Source organism: Streptococcus sp. SV2, from assembly GCF_030440175.1.
Lineage (GTDB): Bacteria > Bacillota > Bacilli > Lactobacillales > Streptococcaceae > Streptococcus > Streptococcus raffinosi.
This window is the reverse complement of record NZ_JAQFJQ010000002.1, coordinates 103,229-125,553: the sequence shown is the minus strand read 5'-3', so window position 1 is coordinate 125,553 and position 22,325 is coordinate 103,229. Positions and strand designations below refer to the sequence as shown.

Here is a 22,325-nt window from a genome sequence, read left to right as displayed (position 1 = left end):
AGCCAAAGTCTTAGGGACTTTGGCTTTTTCTCATGCCATAGTGACATTTATGTCACTATTTTTATAATCATTTAATGTTTATAATTAATGTATCGTTTTAGAAGGCGATTAGTTAAGTTTTTCTGCTATTTTGCTTGAAATTTTCTTACAGATAACCAGAGGAAATCTAATCAAAATCTAATCTAAATCAATTTTACGGAGGAAATCATGTCCATTTTAACCATTGACCACATCTCAAAGTACTATAATCTCGATGGTACAAACCAAGAGCGCGCTTTGAACGATGTCACACTTGAGATTGCACCAGGCAAGATTACTGCTATCTACGGTCCATCTGGCTGTGGTAAAACCAGTCTGCTCAGTATTATTAGCGGCTTGGATAGTCATTATCAGGGAAATCTGTATTTCAAGAATCAGAACATGCGTGATTTTTCAGAGCGTGACCTGACCTATTTTAGAAAGGCCCATATTGGCTTTGTTTTTCAAAATTTCAATCTGATCCCTCATCAATCAGTCCTTGAAAATGTCAAGATGCCTCTTTACGTTAAAAATATGACTGACAAAGAGATGGTCGAGATTGCGGCAAAAGAGCTCAATCGTCTTGGAATTGGAGGCTTTATCAAGAAAAATGTTAAGCAGCTTTCTGGTGGGCAAAAACAACGTGTGGCCATTGCCCGTGCCTTGGTCAATAATCCAGAAATGATTGTAGCGGATGAACCGACAGGTTCTCTTGATTCTCAGTCTCAGGAAAATGTTCTAGAAATTTTTAAAGAGCTAGCTGAGGCAGGCAAAACTGTGATTATCGTAACCCATAACCCTGAAGTGGCGGATTATGCGGATGTTGTCATTAAAATGAAGGATGGTGAAGTCGTTGAAACAATCGAAAAATAAGGGGTTGACCCTCAAGCATAAACTTAAATTGTCATTGAACAACTTTATGGAACGTAAGTGGCGTAATCTTTTGATTGCGACGGCCACATCCATTGGTTTTATTGGTGTCTTGATTTCCTTTGGTTTGGGAAATGCTATTGTTGGTATGATTAATGACAGTACCGATGGTGGTAACATTCCATCTCAAATTCAGATTAGTCTTAGTGCTAAGTCAGCAGGCAGAGGGGTTCTCAATGCAGATGACGAAAAGTTTATTCGTAGCCAGATTAAGAGTGATGACATTAAATATTTGGAAAGTCCCTTTGGCATGAATATGACCAGTCTTACCCTTGATGGTAAGACCATGGATTTCAGCAAGGACCTTCCTAACTATTCTCAGGTTATCAGTCTCTACAAGAACACAAAAATATCTACATCTCGCAATGGTAAGGATAAGATTTCAGCCGGGAAACCTTTTAAATCTGCAGATGAAGAGGGCTTGACCCTTCCGATGAGCTTTGTCAAATACTACAACCAAGAAACCGGCAAGAAGCTCAAGGCTAAAGACTTTATCGACAAAGAAATCTCAGCTCAGATTGTTGAAAATACTGCTGAGGAAACTAAAGTAGCGGATATCAAGACTAAGATTGTCCGTATTGTTGATGACAGCGAGGATGCTGAAGAAAGCACTAGTTATATGCCTGCCAAACAATTGGAAGCCCTACTCAAAGAAAATGGTTTTACCAAGACAGTCTCTTACATGCTTTTGGAACTTAAGGATCCAGCCAAGACTGAGCAAGTCACTAAAAAATTGCAGAGAAACAAAAAGTACCTGGTGCTTTCTCAACAGGCCATCCTAGATGTGATTATTAAATTCATCCGTGTTATCCAGGCTCTCTTGATTATCCTTTCGTCACAAGCTATCCTAGTTTCAGCTGTTATGATTGGGATTATCATCTATATCAATATCATGCAACGCTCAAAAGAGATTGGTGTTATGAAGGCCGTAGGTTACCTTAATCGTGATGTGAAAGCCATCTTTGTTTACGAGGCCCTTTGGATCACGGGTATCTCCCTGGCTCTTGCCCTCCTTGTATCGCAGGGAGTTGGAAGCTTGGCCAATATGATTGTTTCACATTTCTACCCAAGTGTCAGCAAGGTATTTGACCTCAACCTGACATCAATTCTTATCATGTTTGGCTTCTCGCTCTTGATGGGCTATGTATCAGCCTACCTTCCAGCCCGTAAAATCAGTAAAATGGACCCTGTCGAGTCCCTAAGATATGAATAGAAATGAAGAGTAGTTCACCAAGACTACTCTTTTTTAATATACAAACATTAGAAAAATTTGAAAATCCAAATAATAATTAACTTTCTGAAAAGTGGAGACAATTGCCCAAAAATGCTATAATAGTCGCATGTAAAAGCTATTGACAACAAAATGAAGCACCGATTAGATTGGAGAAATTCTATGTATAAAGATGATAGTTTAACCTTGCATACCGACTTGTACCAAATCAATATGATGCAGGTTTACTTTAACCAAGGCATTCATAATAAGAAAGCTGTTTTCGAAGTCTTTTTCCGTCAGCTCCCTTTCAAGAATGGTTTCGCCGTTTTTGCCGGTTTGGAACGTATTGTTAACTATCTTGAAAATCTGACGTTTTCAGAAACCGATATTGCCTATTTGAAGGACCTTGGTTACCCTGCTGATTTTCTAGATTACCTAGCTAATTTAAAACTTGAATTGACCATCAATTCGTCACTTGAGGGAGATTTAGTGTTCGCTAATGAACCGATTTTCCAGGTGGAAGGTCCCTTGGCCCAGTGTCAACTCGTAGAGACTGCTTTGCTTAATATTATCAATTATCAGACGCTGATTGCGACCAAGGCAGCTCGAATCCGCTCAGTAATTGGTGATGCCCCTCTTTTAGAGTTTGGAACACGTCGTGCACAAGAGATGGATGCAGCAATTTGGGGTACCCGTGCAGCTGTGATTGGTGGTGCGGATGCGACATCAAATGTTCGTGCCGGTAAGATTTTCGGCATTCCAGTTTCTGGTACTCACGCTCATGCTCTTGTTCAGGCCTATGGCAATGATTACGATGCCTTCAAAGCTTATGCATCTACTCATAAAGACTGTGTATTCCTTGTGGATACCTATGACACTCTCAAAATTGGTGTTCCTAATGCCATTCGTGTAGCTAAAGAGCTGGGTGATAAGATCAATTTCTTGGGTGTCCGTCTTGATTCAGGTGACTTGGCTTACCTGTCTAAACAAGTACGTAAGCAACTAGATGCGGCTGGTTTCCCTAATGCCAAGATTTATGCTTCAAACGATCTTGATGAAAATACCATCCTTAACTTGAAGATGCAAAAGGCCAAAATTGATGTTTGGGGTGTCGGTACCAAACTTATCACTGCTTATGACCAACCAGCCTTGGGTGCTGTCTACAAGATTGTCTCAATCGAGGATGATCAGGGTGTCATGCATGATACTATCAAATTGTCCAACAATGCTGAGAAGGTATCAACACCAGGTAAGAAGCAAGTCTGGCGTATTACAAGTCGTGCTAAGGGTAAATCAGAAGGTGACTATATCACCTTTGCGGACACAGATGTTAATGCTTTAGAAGAAATTAATATGTTCCACCCGACCTACACCTACATCAATAAAACTGTCCGTGGTTTTGATGCGGTACCACTCTTGGTACCTATCTACGATAAGGGTCAACTCATCTATGACTTGCCTAGTCTTAATGAAATCAAGGCTTATGCGACTAAGGAATTGGATGAGCTTTGGAATGAGTACAAGCGCATGCTAAACCCTCAAGATTATCCAGTTGACTTAGCTAAAGACGTATGGGATAACAAGATGACCCTTATTGACAATGTACGAAAGAAAGCCCATAACTTGCCAGAGTAAAAGGAGACATTATGACTTTGCAAGAAACAATTATTGATCAACTAGGGGTTAAACCTAACATTGATCCAAAAGAAGAAATTCGAAAATCTGTTGATTTTTTGAAGGCTTATATGCTCAAACATCCTTTCCTTAAGTCTTATGTTTTAGGGATTTCCGGAGGTCAAGATTCTACCTTGGCTGGCCGTCTAGCCCAACTTGCCGTTGAAGAGCTTCGTGCAGAGACAGGGAAAGACTATCAGTTTATTGCCATTCGCTTGCCTTATGGAGTGCAGGCAGACGAGGATGATGCCCAACATGCCCTTGCTTTTATCAAGCCAGATGTGAGTCTTGCGGTTAACATTAAGGAAGCTGTTGATGGTCAGGTTGCTGAGCTTGCCAGGGCAGGTGTAAGTATTTCTGACTTTAACAAGGGAAATATTAAGGCTCGTCAACGCATGATTACTCAATATGCAGTTGCTGGTGAAAATAGTGGAGCAGTCATTGGTACAGACCATGCTGCTGAAAATCTTACAGGCTTTTTCACAAAATTTGGTGATGGTGGTGCCGATATCTTGCCACTTTTTCGTCTGAACAAGCGTCAAGGTGCAGCCCTTCTTGCGGAACTTGGTGCTGACAAGGCTCTCTATGAAAAAGTGCCAATAGCAGATTTGGAAGAGGACCGGCCAGGAATCGCTGATGAAGTGGCTCTTGGTGTGACCTATCGTGAGATTGATGATTACCTTGAAGGCAAGGAAGTATCAGCAAAAGCTCAAGAAACCATTGAAAATTGGTGGCGTAAAGGTCAACACAAACGCCATTTGCCAATCACTATTTTTGACGATTTTTGGAAATAAGAGGAGAATATGATTTATGATTAAAGCTTACATTGACTTTTGGAAGCGTGCTTTTGACTTTAGAGGACGTTCAACACGTCCAGATTTTTGGTGGACTTATTTGGTTAATGTCATTATTATGACCATTCTTGTCGTATTTTGTATTCTCATTCCATTGTTCAGTAATGTTGATTTTAACGACCCAGCTCTGTTAAATAATCCGGCTGAACTGCGACAATTGATTATGGGCTATGCATGGCCAGTCATGCTCTTTGGTTTAATTGAACTCATCCCACAATTGTCCCTCCAAACACGTCGCTTGCGAGATGCAGGCTTTCATCCAGCATGGGTACTTCTAAGTTGTATGGGGTTCATACCGATCGTGGCTTTATTCTCAATTTTCGGAAGCATTGCACTTTTAATCATGTCTTGTATGCCAAGTAAAGCAGAGCCTCAAACAGTTTTTAATCAAGCGGAATAAGATTGTTGGTAACCCTAGGTTTGACCTAGGGTTATTTTTAAATTGAATTTTCAGAAATTAGTGATAAAATAGTAAGGAATAAGGCTTAAAAGGAGGAATCTTATGACTTCACTATCAAGAGATTTCACAGATAAACTATTTGCGGATTATGAAGCCAATGCTAAATACAGTGCTATTGAGAATGCTGTAACACACAACGGCTTGCTTAAATCCATCGAAACACGTCAATCAGCAGTTGAAAATGATCATGTATTTTCAATTGATTTGACTAAAGATGAAGTGTCTAACCAAAAGGCTTCAGGTCGTTGCTGGATGTTTGCGGCACTTAATACTTTCCGTCACAAATTGATTTCAGACTTCAAATTGGAAAGCTTTGAGCTTTCTCAAGCTCATACTTTCTTCTGGGACAAGTATGAAAAATCAAATTGGTTCTTGGAACAAATCATTGCTACAGCAGATCAAGAGATTGGCAGTCGTAAGGTTAAATTCCTTCTGGATACCCCTCAACAAGATGGTGGACAATGGGATATGGTCGTATCACTTTTCGAAAAATATGGTGTCGTTCCCAAATCAGTATATCCAGAGTCTGTAGCTTCAAGTAATAGTCGCGAACTTAACCAATACCTTAATAAACTCCTTCGCCAAGATGCTCAGATTTTGCGTGATTTGATTGCTGGTGGTGCTGATCAAGCTGCTGTTCAAGCTAAGAAAGAAGAACTTCTTCAAGAAATCTTCAATTATCTAGCTATGACTCTTGGCTTACCACCACGTCAGTTTGATTTTGCTTACCGTGATAAAGATAACAACTACCAATCTGAGCAAAATATCACTCCACAAGCTTTCTTTGAGAAATATGTAGGTCTTAAACTTAGCGACTATGTGTCAGTCATCAATGCTCCAACAGCTGATAAACCTTATGGAAAATCATACACTGTTGAGATGTTGGGAAATGTTGTAGGAGCGCCAAGTGTTCGTTATCTTAACCTTCCGATGGATCGTTTCAAAGAGCTTGCTATTGCACAAATGAAGTCAGGAGAAACTGTTTGGTTTGGTTCAGATGTTGGTCAAGTCTCAGATCGTCAAAAAGGTATTCTTGCAACTAATGTATATGATTTTACAGCAAGCATGGATATTAACTTGACGCAAGACAAGGCAGGACGTTTGGATTACAGTGAATCTCTCATGACCCATGCCATGGTATTGACCGGAGTGGATTTGGACGCTGATGGCAAATCGGTTAAATGGAAGGTTGAAAATTCTTGGGGAGATAAGGTCGGACAAAAAGGATACTTTGTTGCTTCCGATGCTTGGATGGATGAATACACCTATCAAATCGTTGTTCGCAAAGACTTCCTTACAGCTGAAGAATTGGCTGCCTATGAAGCAGATCCACAAGTGCTTGCGCCTTGGGATCCAATGGGAGCCCTTGCTTCAAAATAAGAGGATATTTCAAAAACACTGGAATTTTATCCAGTGTTTTTAGTTGGCTTCATTAGAATTTATGGTTGTAAAAAAGAGCTATCCAATGGATAACTCTTTTCGATTGCTTTTACTCATCAGCTGTAGAGGTGTTTGAATTTGAATGTTCAGAGCTGTTAGAACCCGATGTTGAAGGATTTGTTGATGCATCAGGGCCATACTGTTGACTATCTTGTGAGCTTGATGAATCACTGCTTTGACTTGAACCTAGGCTTGATGAAGAACTAGAAGTTCCAAGTGAACCTGTATAGACGTTTGATGTCGAAGAACCAGTAAGGAAGACATAGCTACCATTGTTATAAACACCGCTAGGCATATCAAAATCTTCAGAACCGGCACCATACATTTGGTTCAGATAGCTACTTGTGATACCGTAGATTTGTTTAGCGATATCAAGGTCTGAGCCATAAAGTGGAGTTTTACGGTTTTTATAACCTGTCCAAATGGCCATTGCATATTTAGTATTATAACCAACGAACGTTTCGTCAGGAACCATAAGGTCAGCATAGACACCACTTGATCGTTGTACTTGGTAGTACTCATCATCACCGTAGTTAGATGTACCTGTCTTACCGGCATTAATCGTACCAGGAACATAAGCTTCAGTCGCCGTACCACCTGTCAAAACCTGTTTCAACATGCTATTCATCATATAAGCTGTTTGTGGCGACATGGCCTTGGTACCTTTAGAATCAAATGATTTCGTTGAACCATCTTCAAACTTAATTGAACTAATATAAGATGGTTTATAGTAAGTACCACCATTGGCAAAGGCTGCATAGGCGGCTGCCATCTTCTCACTTGAGGCACCATATTTAGAATCTGATGATGATGTTGAAGATGAGATGGCGTTTGAGTAGAACATCTCTGGGTATTCAATACCCAAATCTTTCAAGAAGGATTGAGCATACTCCAAACCAGTCGCTTGAAGGGCTTTAACCGCAGTGACGTTACGTGATTGTTGAAGCGCATAAGTCAGAGAGATGCTTCCGTAATACTTGTGGTCCCAGTCATAAACAGGAGTTGAAGTACCTGGGAAATTATAAGGGTTATCATAAACGGTAGTACCGGTGTTAGTGTATACCCCTTTTTCAATAGCAGGTGCGTAATCGGTGATAGGCTTCATTGTAGAACCCCAGTCACGGTCAGTTTGAACCGCTTGGTTTGTACCAAGGGCGATATTTTCGTCTTGGTGACGTGATCCCAATTGAGCAACCACATGTCCATTAGTAACATCAATGATAGTAGAAGCTACTTGAAGTTTATCGTCAGGATAAGCAATATAATCGTTTGAGTTGTAGACATTCCAAATGTATTTTTGGATGTCAGGATTAAGGTTAGTGTAGACGTCCAATCCAGCTGAGTAGATGTCAGCATTAGCATCGTCAGATACTTGTTCAATAACTTGTTTAATGTAGTTATCTAAATAAGGTTCATAGCTAGCTTTTTTCGTAAGTGGGAGAAGGCCATCTGATACACTTGTTGCCTTTGCCTTCTCATACTCGTCTTTAGAAATGTTTTTATCGTCATACATTTCTTTAAGAACAGTATTACGACGTTCTGTTGCTGCATCAGGATTAGCATACGGATCGTATTGTGTCGGAGCCTGTGGAATACCAGCAAGCAAGGCAGCTTGAGCCACAGATAAGTCACTCAAATCTTTACCAAAGTAAGATTTTGCAGCGGTCTTCATACCATAATAACCGTTACCCATGTATACCTTGTTAACATAGAAAGTCAAGATTTCTTGCTTAGTGAATTGTCGCTCCATCTGAAGAGACAACCAGATTTCTTGAGATTTACGTTTAAGAGTTTGGTCTGAGGTATTTGTAGAGAAGTAAGCCAATTTAATCAACTGTTGGTCAAGTGTAGATCCCCCTTGGGTGCTACTATGACGAAGGTTATTAACGGCTGCTCCCATGATACGATAAACGTCAATACCACGGTGAGTAAAGAAACGCTTGTCTTCGATAGAAGTAATGGCATTAACGAGAGTTGTTGGAATTTCATCTGTTGATGCACTTTCACGTTTTTCAGACCCCAAGTCAGCGATAAGACTACCATTGGTATCGTAGATCTTACTTGAGTTTGTGGATTGAAGTTTGTTTTCGGTGAGTTTAGGGACACTGCTAACATAGTAAGCAAAGAGCCCACCACCTGCGATGACACAGATTACAAAGAAAGTTAGTAGTCCAATGAATCCGTATTTTGCAATACGCCAACCGAGACTTTGATCAGACGAAGCTGAACGCTTTCCTTTACTATAGCGAGAAGAATCTGAACGATTGATCTTTATGTTTTTAGCACGTTTAGTCAAACCGTTAAGTGATTCTTTAAAGTTGCTGAAATTAAATTTAGCCATTATGTGTTACCACCTAATAATTTTTCAATGATTTCTAAATAAGGAACTTGAGGATAAGCTGCTTCTGCAATTGCGTAGCCTCTTTTTTTGATATAATCAAGAGGCATTGATTTTGTCCCCTTATCAATCTGATAAAAGGCAATCAGGTCTTTAGCGGGCAGAAGGTAGGTTTCCTTAAGCGTTGAGAAATGAAGTAGCACAAAGCAAATCCCATCTTGATTGATAACCTGAGACATGTGTTCAATTTGATGCGCATGAAAATTTTTCATAGGCATCGATGTCTTTTGTCGTGTCTCTTTGGCTTCAAAATCAATGTAGTATCCTTTGTAAACACCAGAGTAATCGGTAGTGGAGGCTTGTCTAAAGTAAGCCTCTACAATCTTTGCTCTTGAACGCTTTGGATAATCAACTTTGACAATCTGAACAGGAGTGGGTTTTTTGTGAATAACAGCTAAACCACGTGACAAATAATAATCATTAGTCGCATTAATAGCAGATTCAAAGCTCATTCCCCGATTGGCAAAGTCAACACTATTGGATTTTTTAGGACGTGCCTGTGCAATCTTACGAGATATCTGATGGGGATAGTTTACCATTTCTTTCCCTTCTTCTTTATAAGATATGCATAAAGACTATTTCATTATACCATAAAATGAACGAGGAAAACAAGGAATGACATCACTACTGGTAACTGGCTATAAGAGCTTTGAACTTGGTGTTTTTAAAGATAATGATCCCAAGGTAACTATCATAAAAAAAGCTATTAAGCGTGATTTTAAGCGTTTTTTGGATGAAGGGGTAGACTGGATAATTTTTACTGGAAATCTTGGTTTTGAATTTTGGGCGTTGGAAGTGGCTAAGGAACTTCAAGAAGATTACTCTTTGAAATTAGCCACCCTTTTTCCATTTGAAACGCATGGGCAGAATTGGAATGAAGCGAATCAGGCCAAACTTGCAGCTTTTAAGCAGGTCGATTTTGTTAAGTATAGTTTTCCTGCCTACCAATCACCAGCTCAATTCAAACAGTTTAACCAGTTTCTCATTGACAATACCGATCAGGCCTATGTGTTTTATGAACCTGAAAATGAAACAAATCTGAAATATTTTTACGATATGATGTTAGAAGCAAAGGACTATCCTCTATCTAGGCTGACTTTTGATGACCTCAATGAGTTGATGTCAGAATAGGATATAATTGTTTTTTAAGCTTGCAATTTTATTATTTTTTCTGTATCATAAAAACATTAGACAGTAAAGTATTAGTAAGTTAGATAAGACAAGTATTGGAGAGTATCATGGCTAAAATTAATTTAACGCCCAAGAAAATCTACGAACAAGAATTTAAAACTAGTATGCGTGGGTACGATAAAAAAGAAGTTGATGAATTTCTAGATGATGTCATCAAAGACTATGGTGTTTATATTGCACTGGTTAAGGAACTGCAAGAGGAAAATGCAAAATTGAAGGCTAAAGCCTCAGCTGCTCCTGCGAGTCGTTCAGCTTATGCAAGTGCAACAAGTGAACCATCACGTGCCACTGCCAATGTAGCTTCATCTTCAAACTACGATATTTTAAAACGTATCAGTCGTTTGGAAAAAGAAGTCTTTGGAAAACAAATTGTCAAATAACTCTGGTTTTGTGCAATTTTTGGATAATCGCATGGTTGTTAGTCTTCCATGAGGAAAGTCCATGCTAGCACTGGCTGTGATGCCAGTAGTGTTTGTGCTAGGTGAATCAATAAGCCTAGGGACTTGATTCTCAAGTTACGGCGAGTGAACCGGCTAAGTCGTTGGATAGGTCTTAGTAGCTCTGAAAGTGCCACAGTGACGGAGTTTTTAGGGAAACCTAAAAAGTGGAACGCGGTAAACCCCTCAAGCTAGCAACCCAAACTTTGGTAGGGGCATGGGATGGCTGGAAACGAACGGACCATCCTGACTGCTTTGCAGTAGACAGATGATTATCGAAGGAAGTGGTGCCTAGTCACTTCTGGAACAAAACATGGCTTATAGAAAATTGCATATAGGTGAGGCTGAGACGCATGTCTCAGCCTTCTTTTAGCAAGAATTCCCTCATTTCAAATTTTTTAAGGATACAGAGGAAAAAGATAAGCGAGAGGTTAATGACATTTAGATTTGTAATGATTAGATAAAAGGGTAACAATGAAAGAAACATTTACATTAGTAGCAACGGCTGCGGCAGGCCTTGAAGCAGTGGTTGGACGTGAATTGCGTGAGTTAGGGTATGATACTCAGGTTGAAAATGGTAAGGTACGTTTTCAGGGTGATGTTCGTGCTATTGCTGAAACCAATCTTTGGTTGAGAGCTGCAGATCGCATTAAGATTGTGGTGGGTGAGTTTCCAGCACGTACCTTTGAGGAACTTTTTCAGGGGGTCTTTGCCTTAGATTGGGAGAATTACCTTCCCCTCGGAGCGAAGTTTCCAATTTCAAAGGCCAAATGTGTTAAATCAAAACTTCATAACGAACCATCTGTTCAGGCAATCTCCAAGAAAGCTGTCGTTAAGAAACTACAGAAGTATTTCCACCGTCCTGAAGGCGTACCCCTTCAAGAAACGGGTGCAGAATTTAAGATTGAAGTGTCTATCTTAAAGGATAAGGCTACGGTATTGATTGATACCACAGGTGCTAGTCTCTTTAAACGTGGTTACCGTACCGATAAGGGTGGAGCACCGATTAAAGAAAATATGGCGGCCGCCATTCTTGAACTGAGTAATTGGTATCCCGATAAACCCCTGATTGACCCGACTTGTGGTTCAGGTACCTTCTGTATTGAGGCGGCGCTAATTGGTATGAATATTGCTCCCGGATTTAATCGTGATTTTGCCTTTGAAGCCTGGAATTGGGTGGATAAAGATTTAGTACAGTCGGTCCGTGATGAAGCGGAAGGTAAGGCAAATTATGATGCTGAATTGGATATCATGGGTTGTGATATTGATGGCCGTATGGTTGAGATTGCTAGAGCTAACGCACGTGAGGCTGGTCTTGAAGATGTTATTAAATTGAAACAAATGCGTTTGCAAGACTTAAAAACGGATAAAATCAATGGTGTTATCATTTCAAATCCTCCTTATGGGGAGCGCTTGTTGGATGACAAGGCTGTGGATATCTTGTATAATGAAATGGGCAAAACTTTTGCGCCGCTTAAAACTTGGAGCAAGTTTATCTTGACCAGTGATGAACAATTTGAAAGTAAATACGGTATGAAAGCCGACAAAAAACGTAAGCTATATAACGGTACCCTTCGAGTTGATTTATATCAATATTTTGGAGAACGTGTTCGCCGTTCAGAGGCTAGAAAGGTAAATTAAACGTGTCAGAAGATAAAACACAAAATGGCTATGAAGGTAGCCAAAAACTAGATTTTCAAGAAGCTAAGGAAATGACAGTTGGTGAGGCTGTCCGCAAAGAAGCTGAGATTAATGCTGGTGTAACAAAAACGGATAGCATTTTGGATAAGTATATCAAGCAACACCGTGAAGAAGTTGCTTCTCAAAAATTCTCCAAAACAATTGAAGCTGATGGTGATACCTCACCTTTGGATGCCTTTATTCAAAAGCAACGTCAAGAATTTGCGGATTCAGGTTTAATTGGTCAATCAATGGCTAATGAGTCAATCAACTCAACAACAGCTACTGAAGAGGTTACACCGGTCACATTTGGTTTTGATGTCACTGATACTAAGGAAGAAGAGACTTCGCCTGCTGTTGATAGACAGTTGCCAGATGCTCCTGTGGAACCTGAGGTGATTGTTCAACCTGAAAGTCAAAGCTCTGAAACGGTTATCACTTCATTGAACGCAGATCGTTTTATCACATCAGAAGCAGAAAAATTTGATCTTGGCGATGCTATCGCAGAACCAGCTACTTCAGTTGAGCAACCGGTCTATAGCGAAGCAACTGTAGATAATATTGATGATAACAATCCTTTGATTGCGAACATTGATGATCCGCTACCCCAAGGCCCTGAAGTAGCTAATAGCAATACTCCTGAGCCCCAAGAGTCTAAGCCTTTGTTAGATGATGTTGCTATTTCACAAACCATTGATTTATCAGCCATTGCTGCATCGGTTGCAGGGGTAACAGGGGCTAAAGCTGATGATGAGACAGCGACACCAAAAGTTTCAATGAGTGTTAATCGTCCTTCAGCAGAAGAAAGAATCTCTTCAGAGTCTGTTTCACCATCTCATAAGGGTGCTTTTGATGATGATATTCCAGTTTACCGCCGTAAGGGAGTTGTCATCGGTGCTTTAACGGTTTTGGCTTTAGCTATAATTGGTGGGGGCTATGCTCTTTATCACGGCACTCATAGTCAATCTGCTAAAACTGCCAGCACGGCTTCTTCAGCAACGTCATCATCATCAAGCAAGGATACAGCAGCTGCGGATAATAAGGCCTTCGAAGAAATGTATAAGAATTTCTTCACAGATGATGAGCAAACAAAGCTTGCTAATGATCAATTTGGCAAGTTACCAGATTTGGAAAAACTGCTTAAAAAATTGGAAAAAACCAAGTATTATGAGTCAGCTAAAACCAAATATAATAATTTGAAGAAACAAATTGAAGCAGTTCAAAAGATTAATAGTAAGTATGAATCAGATGCTCTTGTAGATGGTAGCTACAATGGATCTATCTCTGTTAAATCTGACGCTAATTTCAATGATCTTCCAGAAAGTGTGACTACCACTGGTAACGCTAGTCTTGATAGTACCATTCAAGAAGCAATCAAGGGTGGTAAAACACAGCTTGAAGAAAAAGCTAAGGTTGCTAGTGCAACATCTGCGGCGACAGCTTCTGCCAGCGACAATACCGCTAGTCCTGCTGCACCATCAGGTGGTAACACATCTGGAGCTGCTTCTAATACTGGTGATGCCACTGCGTCAAATACTTCTGGGGCTCAAAGTGATTCAGCTAACTCAGCTTCAACAGGTGTAGCTAGTGGAACTACAGGTGGTTCAGCTGCAGCTTCAACAATTGTGACACGAGGGATTACTAATTACAATCCATCTATCCTCCAACGTGATCGCTCACGAGTACCATACAACGCAAACGTCGTAGCGGACACAAGTAACCCAGCTTGGACTTGGGGAGATGGTATTCTTGATAAGGTTATCAGTACTTCACACTCACGTGGTTACTTCTCAGGAGATAACTTCATCCTTGAACCAATTAACATCATCAATGGTAATGGTTACTACAACTTGTACCTTCCTGATGGAACTTACCTCTTTAGTATCAACTGTAAGACAGGTTACTTTGTTGGTAATGGTTCAGGACATTCAGACAAACTTGATTACTAATAAAAGTTGAGAACACTCCCTGAGGGGGTGTTTTTGATTTATCGTGATACAGGCCTAGTTTATAAGGAATTTGTGCTATAATAGAGGGATAGGATAGGGGTGAATACTATGGCAAAATTGATGCCGGGTAGAGTCCGTAATGAGGGTATTAAACTATTCGAAAAGGGCGTAATTACCATTCATCAGGTCTCAGAAACTCAGTTGGACACAACAGTGGACCAACATCATTTAATTTATGCACTCAATGATTCTGAAATTACGTGTGACTGTGATGCTTTCGCTCAAAAAGGCTATTGTCCGCATTTAGCTGCAGTCGAGTATTATCTCAAAAATGATAAGGAAGGTCAGCAACTCTTAGCAGAACTGGAAGAGGAGCAAGAATCCGCTCAGGGACAGGAGCGAGGCCATTCTTTTGGTGGTCTATTTTTAGAAGGGCTTTCTCTGAATGAAGATGATACAGTTAGGTATAGCTTGACTGTAGAAGGTGAGGAGTCTACCTATGGTTCAGAAATTTGGTGGAGTTTACGTTTAAGACGTCTGCCAGATGAACGTTCCTATGTCATTCGTGATATTCCTGCCTTTCTTAAGTTGGTAGAGACTGAAGGGTATTATCAGATAGGTAAAAACTACTATGAACCCCTATCGCTTATCCAGTTTGATCAGGCTTCACAATCATTTTTGAATTTTTTAGGGCGGATGCTTCCGGATGAGTCAAAGACTAATTTGGACTTCATGTTGCCAAACAATGCCCGACACCTGCGACTCTCTTACGGTTTTTTCGAGGAGGGTTTGAAATTAATGCAAGAACTGGACGGCTTTAGTTTTGAATGGGAGGGCTTGGAATACCATCAGCTTTTGGTTGAAGATTTGACTGCTGAAGCCAACCTTTTCTCATTTGAGATTTGTGTTGAACCTAAAATGATTGAATTGACTGTTGCTGAAAAGAATAGCCAGGCGTTCTTTAATAATCGCATCCTCTTTTATCAAGGTGTTTTTTACCGTCTCAATCGCAAGCAACAAAAGCTTTTGGTTGGTTTACGCTCACTGCCTATCGGGAGTGATTTGAATAAGCATGTCAGTTTTAATTTGGATGAGCAATCCATTTTAGCTGCTAGTCTCTTTGATTTTAAAACTATGGGACCAGTTAAGGCTCCTAAGGCCTTTGATATCAAGGATTTTACGCCCAGATTTCATTTCGATTTGAAGTCTGAAAATGAGGTTACCTTGGCACTGGCCTTTGATTTTGATGGTCTCCTCGTGAATAATCATCATGAGTTGAGCCATTTAGGCTTTACGAGTAATTATCGGCATGAACAGGCTGTTTTTCGTTTGATGGACAAGTATGGTTTCCCTCCCGATTTTCAATCAAACAAATTGTTAAATAGCAGCCAGGAACTCTATGATTTCTTCACCAACACTATTCCAGCTTTTGAAAATGCAGGTATGGTCCTGATTGGGGAGACTTTGCGTGACTTACGTGTTGAGCAGAGTCCACAAGTTCAGGTAGAACGTCAGGGAAATCTATTAGATATTTCTTTTGATTTTTCAAGTCTTGATGACGAGGACGTGGATCATGCTTTGGAAGCTTTGATGGAAAGCGCACCTTATTTTATCAATCGTAGTGGTCAATTGATTGTCTTTGATGAGGCGACACATCGTGTTAGCGAGAGTCTAAAAAGCTTGAGGGCTCGTTATTCAGGACAGGGGCATCTGGAGCTGACTCAATTAGCTGCCTACCAATTAATGGATGCTCTTTCAGAGAATCATTCGGTTAGTTTTTCGAAGGATTTTCAACTGTTGACGCAACATTTGAGACATCCTGAAACCTTTGACTTACCGGCCTATCAGGTAGAAGTTGCGCTTCGTCCCTATCAGGAACGAGGTGTTCAGTGGCTGTCCATGTTGCACCACTATGGTTTTGGTGGTATTTTGGCCGATGATATGGGCTTGGGAAAAACCTTGCAGACCATTGCCTACCTCTCTGCACATTTGGAAGAGGGACAACGTGTCTTAGTTTTGTCACCTTCAAGCCTCATTTACAACTGGCAAGATGAATTTAAAAAATTTACGCCTCAGTTAGATGTAGCGGTTTCTTACGGACTCAAACCTAAACGTGATGACATTATTGCTGAGGATCATCAGATTATTATTACTAGTTATGCTTCCTTCCGTCAGGATTTTGAGGCATACAAGGCTGGTAAATATGATTATCTTATTTTAGATGAGGCTCAAGTCATGAAGAATACGCAAACAAAGATTGCGAAGTATCTTCGTGATTTCTCTGTTCCGCATTGTTTAGCCTTGTCTGGAACCCCTATTGAAAATCATTTATTGGAAATTTGGTCTATTTTTCAAATTATTCTTCCCGGACTTTTGCCTGCTAAAAAAGCTTTTCTTAAGTTGACACCTAAGGAAGTAGCCCGTTATATTTCACCCTTTATACTCAGACGAAAGAAGGAAGAGGTACTTCCTGATTTACCAGATTTAATTGAAGTGACTCACCAAAGTGAATTGTCGGATGATCAAAAGGCGATTTATTTGGCGCAATTGCAACAGATGCAGCAAGGTTTAATCTTGGCCAGTGACCAGGAAATCAATCGACGTAAGGTGGAAATCCTATCAGGTATTACCCGTCTTCGTCAAATCTGTGATACACCTGCTTTATTTATGGATTATGCTGGAGATAGTGGAAAAATAGATAGTCTGAGGGATCTGCTTAGTCAAATTAAAGAATCCGACCATCGAGTGCTTATCTTTTCACAATTTCGTGGCATGTTGGATATTACAGAAGGTCTTTTGGAAGAATTAGGCATTTCCTCTTATAAATTAACGGGGTCTACACCATCTGATAGTCGTCAGGAGATGACCAGAGCTTTTAATCAGGGAAGTCGAGATGCCTTCTTGATTTCTTTAAAAGCAGGAGGTGTGGGACTGAACCTAACGGGTGCCGATACTGTTATTCTCATTGACCTTTGGTGGAATCCAGCGGTGGAAATGCAGGCCATTAGTCGAGCCCATCGTATAGGTCAGGAACAAAATGTCGAAGTTTACCGTTTGATTACAAGAGGGACTATCGAAGAGAAAATTCTTGAGCTTCAAGAGGGCAAGAAAAACCTTGTCACGACAGTTTTGGATGGCAATGAAAGCCGTGCCAGCATGACAATTGAAGACATTAAAGAAATTCTTGGTATTGCAATATCTTAAATTGTTATAATTGATATTTCAATACTAAAATACAAAATCCTACTAGGCAAATCTTTTGAATTAGGCTATAATAGAATACTGCAAGACGTATCTACCCATTCTCGATTGTTTTATTAAGATACGCATCATCTCGAAAATGAAAGGAAGTCTTTTATGTATCGCCAAAGACGACAATTTCCGCTGATTCCAGACGGGGAATCTTGCTTGCAAGAACCGGTCTCTATGCGCCTATACGAAAACGAAGATTTAATCACAAATATCCGTGGCCCTTACCAAGAAAAGGACTACAATGATTTATTACCTAATTATGATTTCTTGTCAGCTAAGCCTAATAATCGTAAGAAAGAGTCAAAACGAGTGGAGACGCATGAAGCTGGTATGACTTACGCTGAGGAAGCTCGTGAGAAGGCTAAGCGTGATGTTCGTGAGAAACGCCAAAAATTCTTGCGCCAAGAGGTTCAACAAACGAAACATACGACTAGCCGTCAATTGGTTACTAAGCCTAAGGAAGAAGCTAAACCAAACTTTGAGGCTACAGTTGAACCAGCTGCTATCACGACGGATAAAAAACCTGTGACAGCATCTATCTTGGGTGCTCCGGTAAGTGCTATCAAGAGAACTTTGGCACCTAATGGTAAACATTCAAAGATTCATCATTTGGCCAATCGTCTGCAACAAGATACTTATATCTTGGCAGAAGTGGCTCCAACTTATCAACAGCCTAGTAACCCTTCTCGTAAGAATGTCAAGAAAAATAGTTATGATTTCTTGAAACGTAGCCAGGTTTACAATTATCCAGAACGTCAAACTTACCGTGAACACCGAATTGCTCAAGAATTGAATTTGACGCATTTAGAAGACGCAAACTAATCGCAATGCGATTGTAAGGAGAAACTATGTCAAAAACTTATCATTTTATTGGAATTAAAGGATCTGGTATGTCAGCTTTGGCTTTGATGCTCCACCAAATGGGACACAAAGTTCAAGGTTCAGATGTGGAAAAGTATTACTTCACTCAACGTGGTCTTGAACAAGCAGGTATTCCTATTCTTCCTTTCGATGAAAAAAACATCACAGATGATGTTGAATTGATTGCTGGAAATGCTTTTCATGAAGATAACAACATTGAAATTGCCTATGCCGTTAAAAATGGTTATAAGTTCAAGCGTTACCATGAGTTTTTGGGTCATTTCATGAACCAGTTCACTAGCTTTGGTGTGGCTGGTGCACATGGTAAGACTTCTACAACAGGTCTTTTGTCACATGTTATGAAAAATATCACAGATACATCATACCTTGTTGGTGATGGAACAGGCCGTGGTTCTGCCAATGCGCAATACTTCGTCTTTGAAGCTGATGAATATGAACGTCATTTCATGCCGTACCACCCTGCTTACTCAATTATCACCAACATTGACTTTGACCATCCAGATTACTTTACAAGTATTGATGATGTTTTCTCAGCTTTTGATGATTATGCAAAGCAAGTACAAAAAGGGCTCTTTGTTTATGGTGAGGATTCTTACCTCCGTAAAATCACTTCTAATGCACCGATTTACTACTATGGCTTTGAAGAAAATGATGACTTCATGGCTACAGATATCGTTCGTACAACGACAGGATCTAATTTCAAGGTGAAACATGATGGACAAATCATAGGGGAATTCCATGTGCCAGCCTACGGACGTCATAATATCTTGAATGCAACTGCGGTTATCGCTAACATGTATGTGGCTGGTTTTGATATGGCCTTGGTTGCTGAACATCTTAATACTTTCTCAGGTGTTAAACGTCGTTTCACAGAGAGAATCATCAACGGGACTGTTATTATTGATGACTTTGCTCATCATCCAACTGAAATCATTGCTACGCTTGATGCAGCACGTCAAAGGTACCCATCCAAAGAAATTGTTGCCATTTTCCAACCACATACCTTTACACGTACCATTGCATTGCTTGATGAATTTGCTGAAGCTTTGAATGAGGCGGATGCGGTTTATTTGGCGAAAATTTATGGTTCAGCGCGTGAAGTGGATCATGGAGATGTTAAGGTTGAAGACCTTGCGGCTAAAATTAAAAAGCCTGCTAAAGTTGTTACAGTTGAAAATGTTTCGCCTCTTCTTGACCATGACAATGCTGTCTATGTCTTTATGGGAGCAGGAGATATCCAACTTTATGAACGTTCGTTCGAAGAGCTACTTGCGAGCTTGCAAACACATATGTAATAAGATTAAGAGCTGTAGCGATTTCGCTCAGCTTTTTCTCTTGATAGAAAGGAAATTGATATGCTTATTCGACACGCCCGAAAGGAAGACTGGGCCGATGTGGTTCGTATTGAACAGGACAATTTTTCGCTTGAAGAGGCTGCAACACCAGAGGCTATTTTAGAGCGCCTAGAGACTATTTGTGATACCTTCTTAATTGCTGAGATTGATGGTAAGGTGGCTGGTTATATCGAAGGACCTGTAATTGATAAGCGTTACTTAACAGACGACTTGTTTCATAAGGTAACTCCGAATGCCAGTGAAGGAGGTTTTATCGCAGTCACTAGTTTATCTGTCTCAAAAGAGTTTAAAGGGCAGGGTGTTGGGACGGCCTTAATTGCAGCACTTAAAGATCTGGCTATTGCACAAAAGCGTCAAGGGATTAGTTTGACTTGTCATGATTATCTTATTGCTTATTATGAAATGAATGGTTTCACTGATGAGGGAGAATCAGAATCAAATCATGGAGGTAGCTCATGGTACAATTTGGTCTGGGAAAAGTCTAAATTCCAGTGATTTCAGTATTAAGTTACTGTGACAAAGGGCTAATTGATTTGCATTAACTGACTTTTTAAGATATAATGGCGTTTGTTACTATAGAGGAGGTATGCCTTGACGGACAAGTTTAATGAACACTCGGAATCTGTTGAAGATAGCTTAAGTTTTAAACATCAGATTCTTCGAGATTTACAAGAAGCAACACGGCTCCGTTCTCTTCGTGAGGAGGAGCATAATAAAAGTGCAACTATGCCCAAGACACCACTTTCAACGTCAGCTGACAGCCAAAATACTCATACGGAATCAGCATCTAATAAAGTAAGTAACCAAGATTTTAGTTCTCATGCTGTTTCTGACAGTGATACAGCTAAATCTATGACTTCTGAGTCGAAACCAGATGTCCAAGGGAGTGTTAGTTTGTCTTCTCAGTCTCAAGCTGAGTCCTTAGGAGCTGACAGTCATTCAAAATCAGTATCTAGCCTAAAAGAACCACTTAATGAGGATAAGATTACCGATATTCCTCAACCTAAGGTAACTTCGAAGCGTCGTTTCCAACGTCCAGTTTGGGAAACAAGTCTTGATGCGGCCTCTGAGGAGGAATACATCCCTGCAGATGTTGCTCAGGAGCTCATTGAAGCCAAGTCTAAAGAAGCTATTTACACAGACCCTAAAGAATTGGAGGCCAAGATGACCTCAGATCTTAAAAAAGAAGATTTCTTGAAAGAACATCAGGTGACAAGTGATAACGCTGTACCAGAGGAGACTCAGCCAGATGTAGTCACTAAAGACAAAGAGGAGGATGAGAGCATTGCTCTAGCAGCTTCTGATAAACCTGAAAAGAAAAAGCGTAAGAAAACAAAAAAGAAAAAGGCTTCGCAGAAAGATGCCATCCTTGATAAAGTTGACGACGAAGAGCCAATTTCACGTTCTAACCGAAATCAAAAGCGTAATAAGAATAACCGTCGTGCTGGGAAGATTGCACGAAATATTATTATCTTCTTGATTCTTATCTTGTCACTAGCAGGTTTCTTTGGTTACCGTTACGTTAGTCAAGCTGTAGGGGCAAAGGATGCTAATTCTACTAAGTTTATCAGTGTTGAAATTCCTAAAAATTCAGGTAGTAGTTACATCGGTCAACTCCTAGAATCAGCTGGTGTTATTAAGTCTGGTAAGGTCTTTAATTACTATACCAAGTTTAAGAATGTTTCAAATCTAAAAAGTGGTTACTATAACCTCCAAGCCAGCATGACCATGGATGAAATTATTGAGGCCCTTCAGAAAAAAGGAAGTGATAAACCTCAGGAGCCATCTCTTGGCACAGTCTTGGTTAAAGAAGGATATACGATTGATCAAATCGCCAAGGCAGTAGAAGTTAATTCATCAGCTAAAAAGGGTAAAAAATCATCGACTGGACTAAAGGCTAAAGACTTCTTGAAACTTATGAAGGATGATGCTTTCATTTCTAAGATGAAAACCAAGTATCCAACCTTGTTGGCTAATCTTCCGGACTCTAACCAGGCTAAATATGTTCTTGAAGGTTATTTATTCCCAGCAACTTATAATATCCATGATGATACAACGGTGGAATCTTTAGCAGAGGAAATGTTGTCTACGATGAACACTTATCTATCACCTTACTATGCTACGATTTCATCAAGTAATCATAATGTAAATGAAGTTTTGACCCTAGCATCTCTCGTTGAAAAAGAGGGAGCTACGGATGATGACCGTAAAAACATTGCCAGCGTCTTCTATAATCGTCTTAGCTCAGACATGGCCTTGCAAAGTAACATCGCAGTTCTTTATGCCCTTGGAAAACTTGGGCAAGAGACGACCCTAAAGGAAGATGCAAACATTGACACAAGTATTGACTCTCCTTATAATGATTATGTTCATAAGGGGTTGATGCCAGGTCCTGTAGACAGTCCGAGTCTATCAGCGATTGAAGCAGTGATTAATCCATCATCTTCTAAATATATGTACTTTGTAGCAGACGTGACCAATGGAAATGTCTATTTTGCGGAAAATTATGAAGACCATCAACATAATGTTGAAACTTATATTAATAGCAAGATAAAAGATAAATAGTCTCATTGACTAATCAAAATCAAGGAA

17 protein-coding genes and 1 other RNA gene are annotated in these 22,325 nt (G+C 40.0%); 16 read left to right on the top strand and 2 right to left on the bottom strand.

Annotation, left to right across the window (positions count from 1 at the left end; genetic code table 11):
- The first annotated feature begins 207 nt into the window (after positions 1-207).
- The 6 genes from PCY14_RS01805 (at position 208) to pepC (ending at position 6,529) form a co-directional block, all read left to right on the top strand.
- Positions 208-891, top strand: coding sequence for an ABC transporter ATP-binding protein (locus tag PCY14_RS01805; protein WP_021151395.1), 684 nt, complete (start codon positions 208-210; stop codon positions 889-891).
- Positions 860-2,161, top strand: coding sequence for an ABC transporter permease (locus PCY14_RS01800; RefSeq protein ID WP_134954244.1), 1,302 nt, complete (start codon positions 860-862; stop codon positions 2,159-2,161). The genes PCY14_RS01805 and PCY14_RS01800 overlap by 32 nt, the downstream gene beginning before the upstream one ends.
- A 180-nt stretch (positions 2,162-2,341) precedes the next feature.
- The gene (locus PCY14_RS01795; protein ID WP_021151397.1) at positions 2,342-3,796 is read left to right on the top strand and encodes a nicotinate phosphoribosyltransferase; all 1,455 of its coding nucleotides are present in this window, start codon (positions 2,342-2,344) and stop codon (positions 3,794-3,796) included.
- Positions 3,797-3,807: 11 nt separating this feature from the next.
- Entirely contained in the window at positions 3,808-4,629 is an 822-nt protein-coding gene (nadE, locus tag PCY14_RS01790; protein WP_164376359.1) for an ammonia-dependent NAD(+) synthetase, read from the top strand.
- A 16-nt stretch (positions 4,630-4,645) separates the two neighbouring features.
- Entirely contained in the window at positions 4,646-5,089 is a 444-nt protein-coding gene (locus PCY14_RS01785) for a DUF805 domain-containing protein (protein WP_008535792.1), read from the top strand.
- Between the two features lie 102 nt (positions 5,090-5,191).
- Complete coding sequence (pepC, locus tag PCY14_RS01780; RefSeq protein WP_021144973.1) at positions 5,192-6,529, top strand: aminopeptidase C; 1,338 nt, start codon at positions 5,192-5,194, stop codon at positions 6,527-6,529.
- Positions 6,530-6,638: 109 nt separating this feature from the next.
- Here the strand turns inward: pepC and pbp1a are convergent, their stop codons facing one another.
- Entirely contained in the window at positions 6,639-8,930 is a 2,292-nt protein-coding gene (gene pbp1a, locus PCY14_RS01775) for a penicillin-binding protein PBP1A (RefSeq protein ID WP_021151399.1), read from the bottom strand.
- Positions 8,930-9,526 carry a Holliday junction resolvase RecU gene (recU, locus tag PCY14_RS01770; protein ID WP_008535797.1) on the bottom strand — a complete coding sequence of 199 codons (597 nt, stop codon included), beginning with the start codon at positions 9,524-9,526 and terminating at the stop codon, positions 8,930-8,932. The genes pbp1a and recU overlap by 1 nt, the downstream gene beginning before the upstream one ends.
- Positions 9,527-9,602: 76 nt before the next feature.
- On the opposite strand from recU, the gene PCY14_RS01765 reads away from it, so the two are divergent.
- The 10 genes from PCY14_RS01765 to mltG all read left to right on the top strand — a co-directional run bounded on the left by PCY14_RS01765 (position 9,603) and on the right by mltG (position 22,298).
- Positions 9,603-10,118, top strand: a complete 516-nt coding sequence (locus PCY14_RS01765; protein WP_008535798.1) for a DUF1273 domain-containing protein — start codon at positions 9,603-9,605, stop codon at positions 10,116-10,118.
- 107 nt (positions 10,119-10,225) lie between these two features.
- Entirely contained in the window at positions 10,226-10,558 is a 333-nt protein-coding gene (gene gpsB / locus PCY14_RS01760; protein ID WP_021144976.1) for a cell division regulator GpsB, read from the top strand.
- 15 nt (positions 10,559-10,573) lie between these two features.
- An RNA gene (gene rnpB, locus PCY14_RS01755) (RNase P RNA component class B) lies at positions 10,574-10,941 on the top strand.
- Between the two features lie 148 nt (positions 10,942-11,089).
- Positions 11,090-12,256 (top strand): class I SAM-dependent RNA methyltransferase, encoded by a 1,167-nt coding sequence (locus PCY14_RS01750; RefSeq protein WP_004183740.1) that lies wholly within the window; start codon positions 11,090-11,092, stop codon positions 12,254-12,256.
- Positions 12,257-12,258: 2 nt separating this feature from the next.
- Positions 12,259-14,244, top strand: coding sequence for a cell division site-positioning protein MapZ family protein (locus tag PCY14_RS01745; RefSeq protein ID WP_004183738.1), 1,986 nt, complete (start codon positions 12,259-12,261; stop codon positions 14,242-14,244).
- A gap of 108 nt (positions 14,245-14,352) precedes the next feature.
- Positions 14,353-17,448, top strand: coding sequence for a DEAD/DEAH box helicase (locus PCY14_RS01740; RefSeq protein WP_042771695.1), 3,096 nt, complete (start codon positions 14,353-14,355; stop codon positions 17,446-17,448).
- 153 nt (positions 17,449-17,601) lie between these two features.
- Entirely contained in the window at positions 17,602-18,318 is a 717-nt protein-coding gene (locus tag PCY14_RS01735) for a hypothetical protein (RefSeq protein WP_021151402.1), read from the top strand.
- Between the two features lie 26 nt (positions 18,319-18,344).
- Positions 18,345-19,673: a UDP-N-acetylmuramate--L-alanine ligase gene (gene murC, locus PCY14_RS01730; protein WP_301363089.1), complete on the top strand. Its 1,329-nt coding sequence runs from the start codon at positions 18,345-18,347 to the stop codon at positions 19,671-19,673.
- 60 nt (positions 19,674-19,733) lie between these two features.
- Positions 19,734-20,228 (top strand): GNAT family N-acetyltransferase, encoded by a 495-nt coding sequence (locus PCY14_RS01725; RefSeq protein ID WP_021151403.1) that lies wholly within the window; start codon positions 19,734-19,736, stop codon positions 20,226-20,228.
- Positions 20,229-20,324: 96 nt separating this feature from the next.
- On the top strand, positions 20,325-22,298 hold the full coding sequence (gene mltG, locus PCY14_RS01720) for an endolytic transglycosylase MltG (RefSeq protein WP_301363088.1): 1,974 nt from the start codon (positions 20,325-20,327) through the stop codon (positions 22,296-22,298).
- Positions 22,299-22,325: the final 27 nt, after the last annotated feature.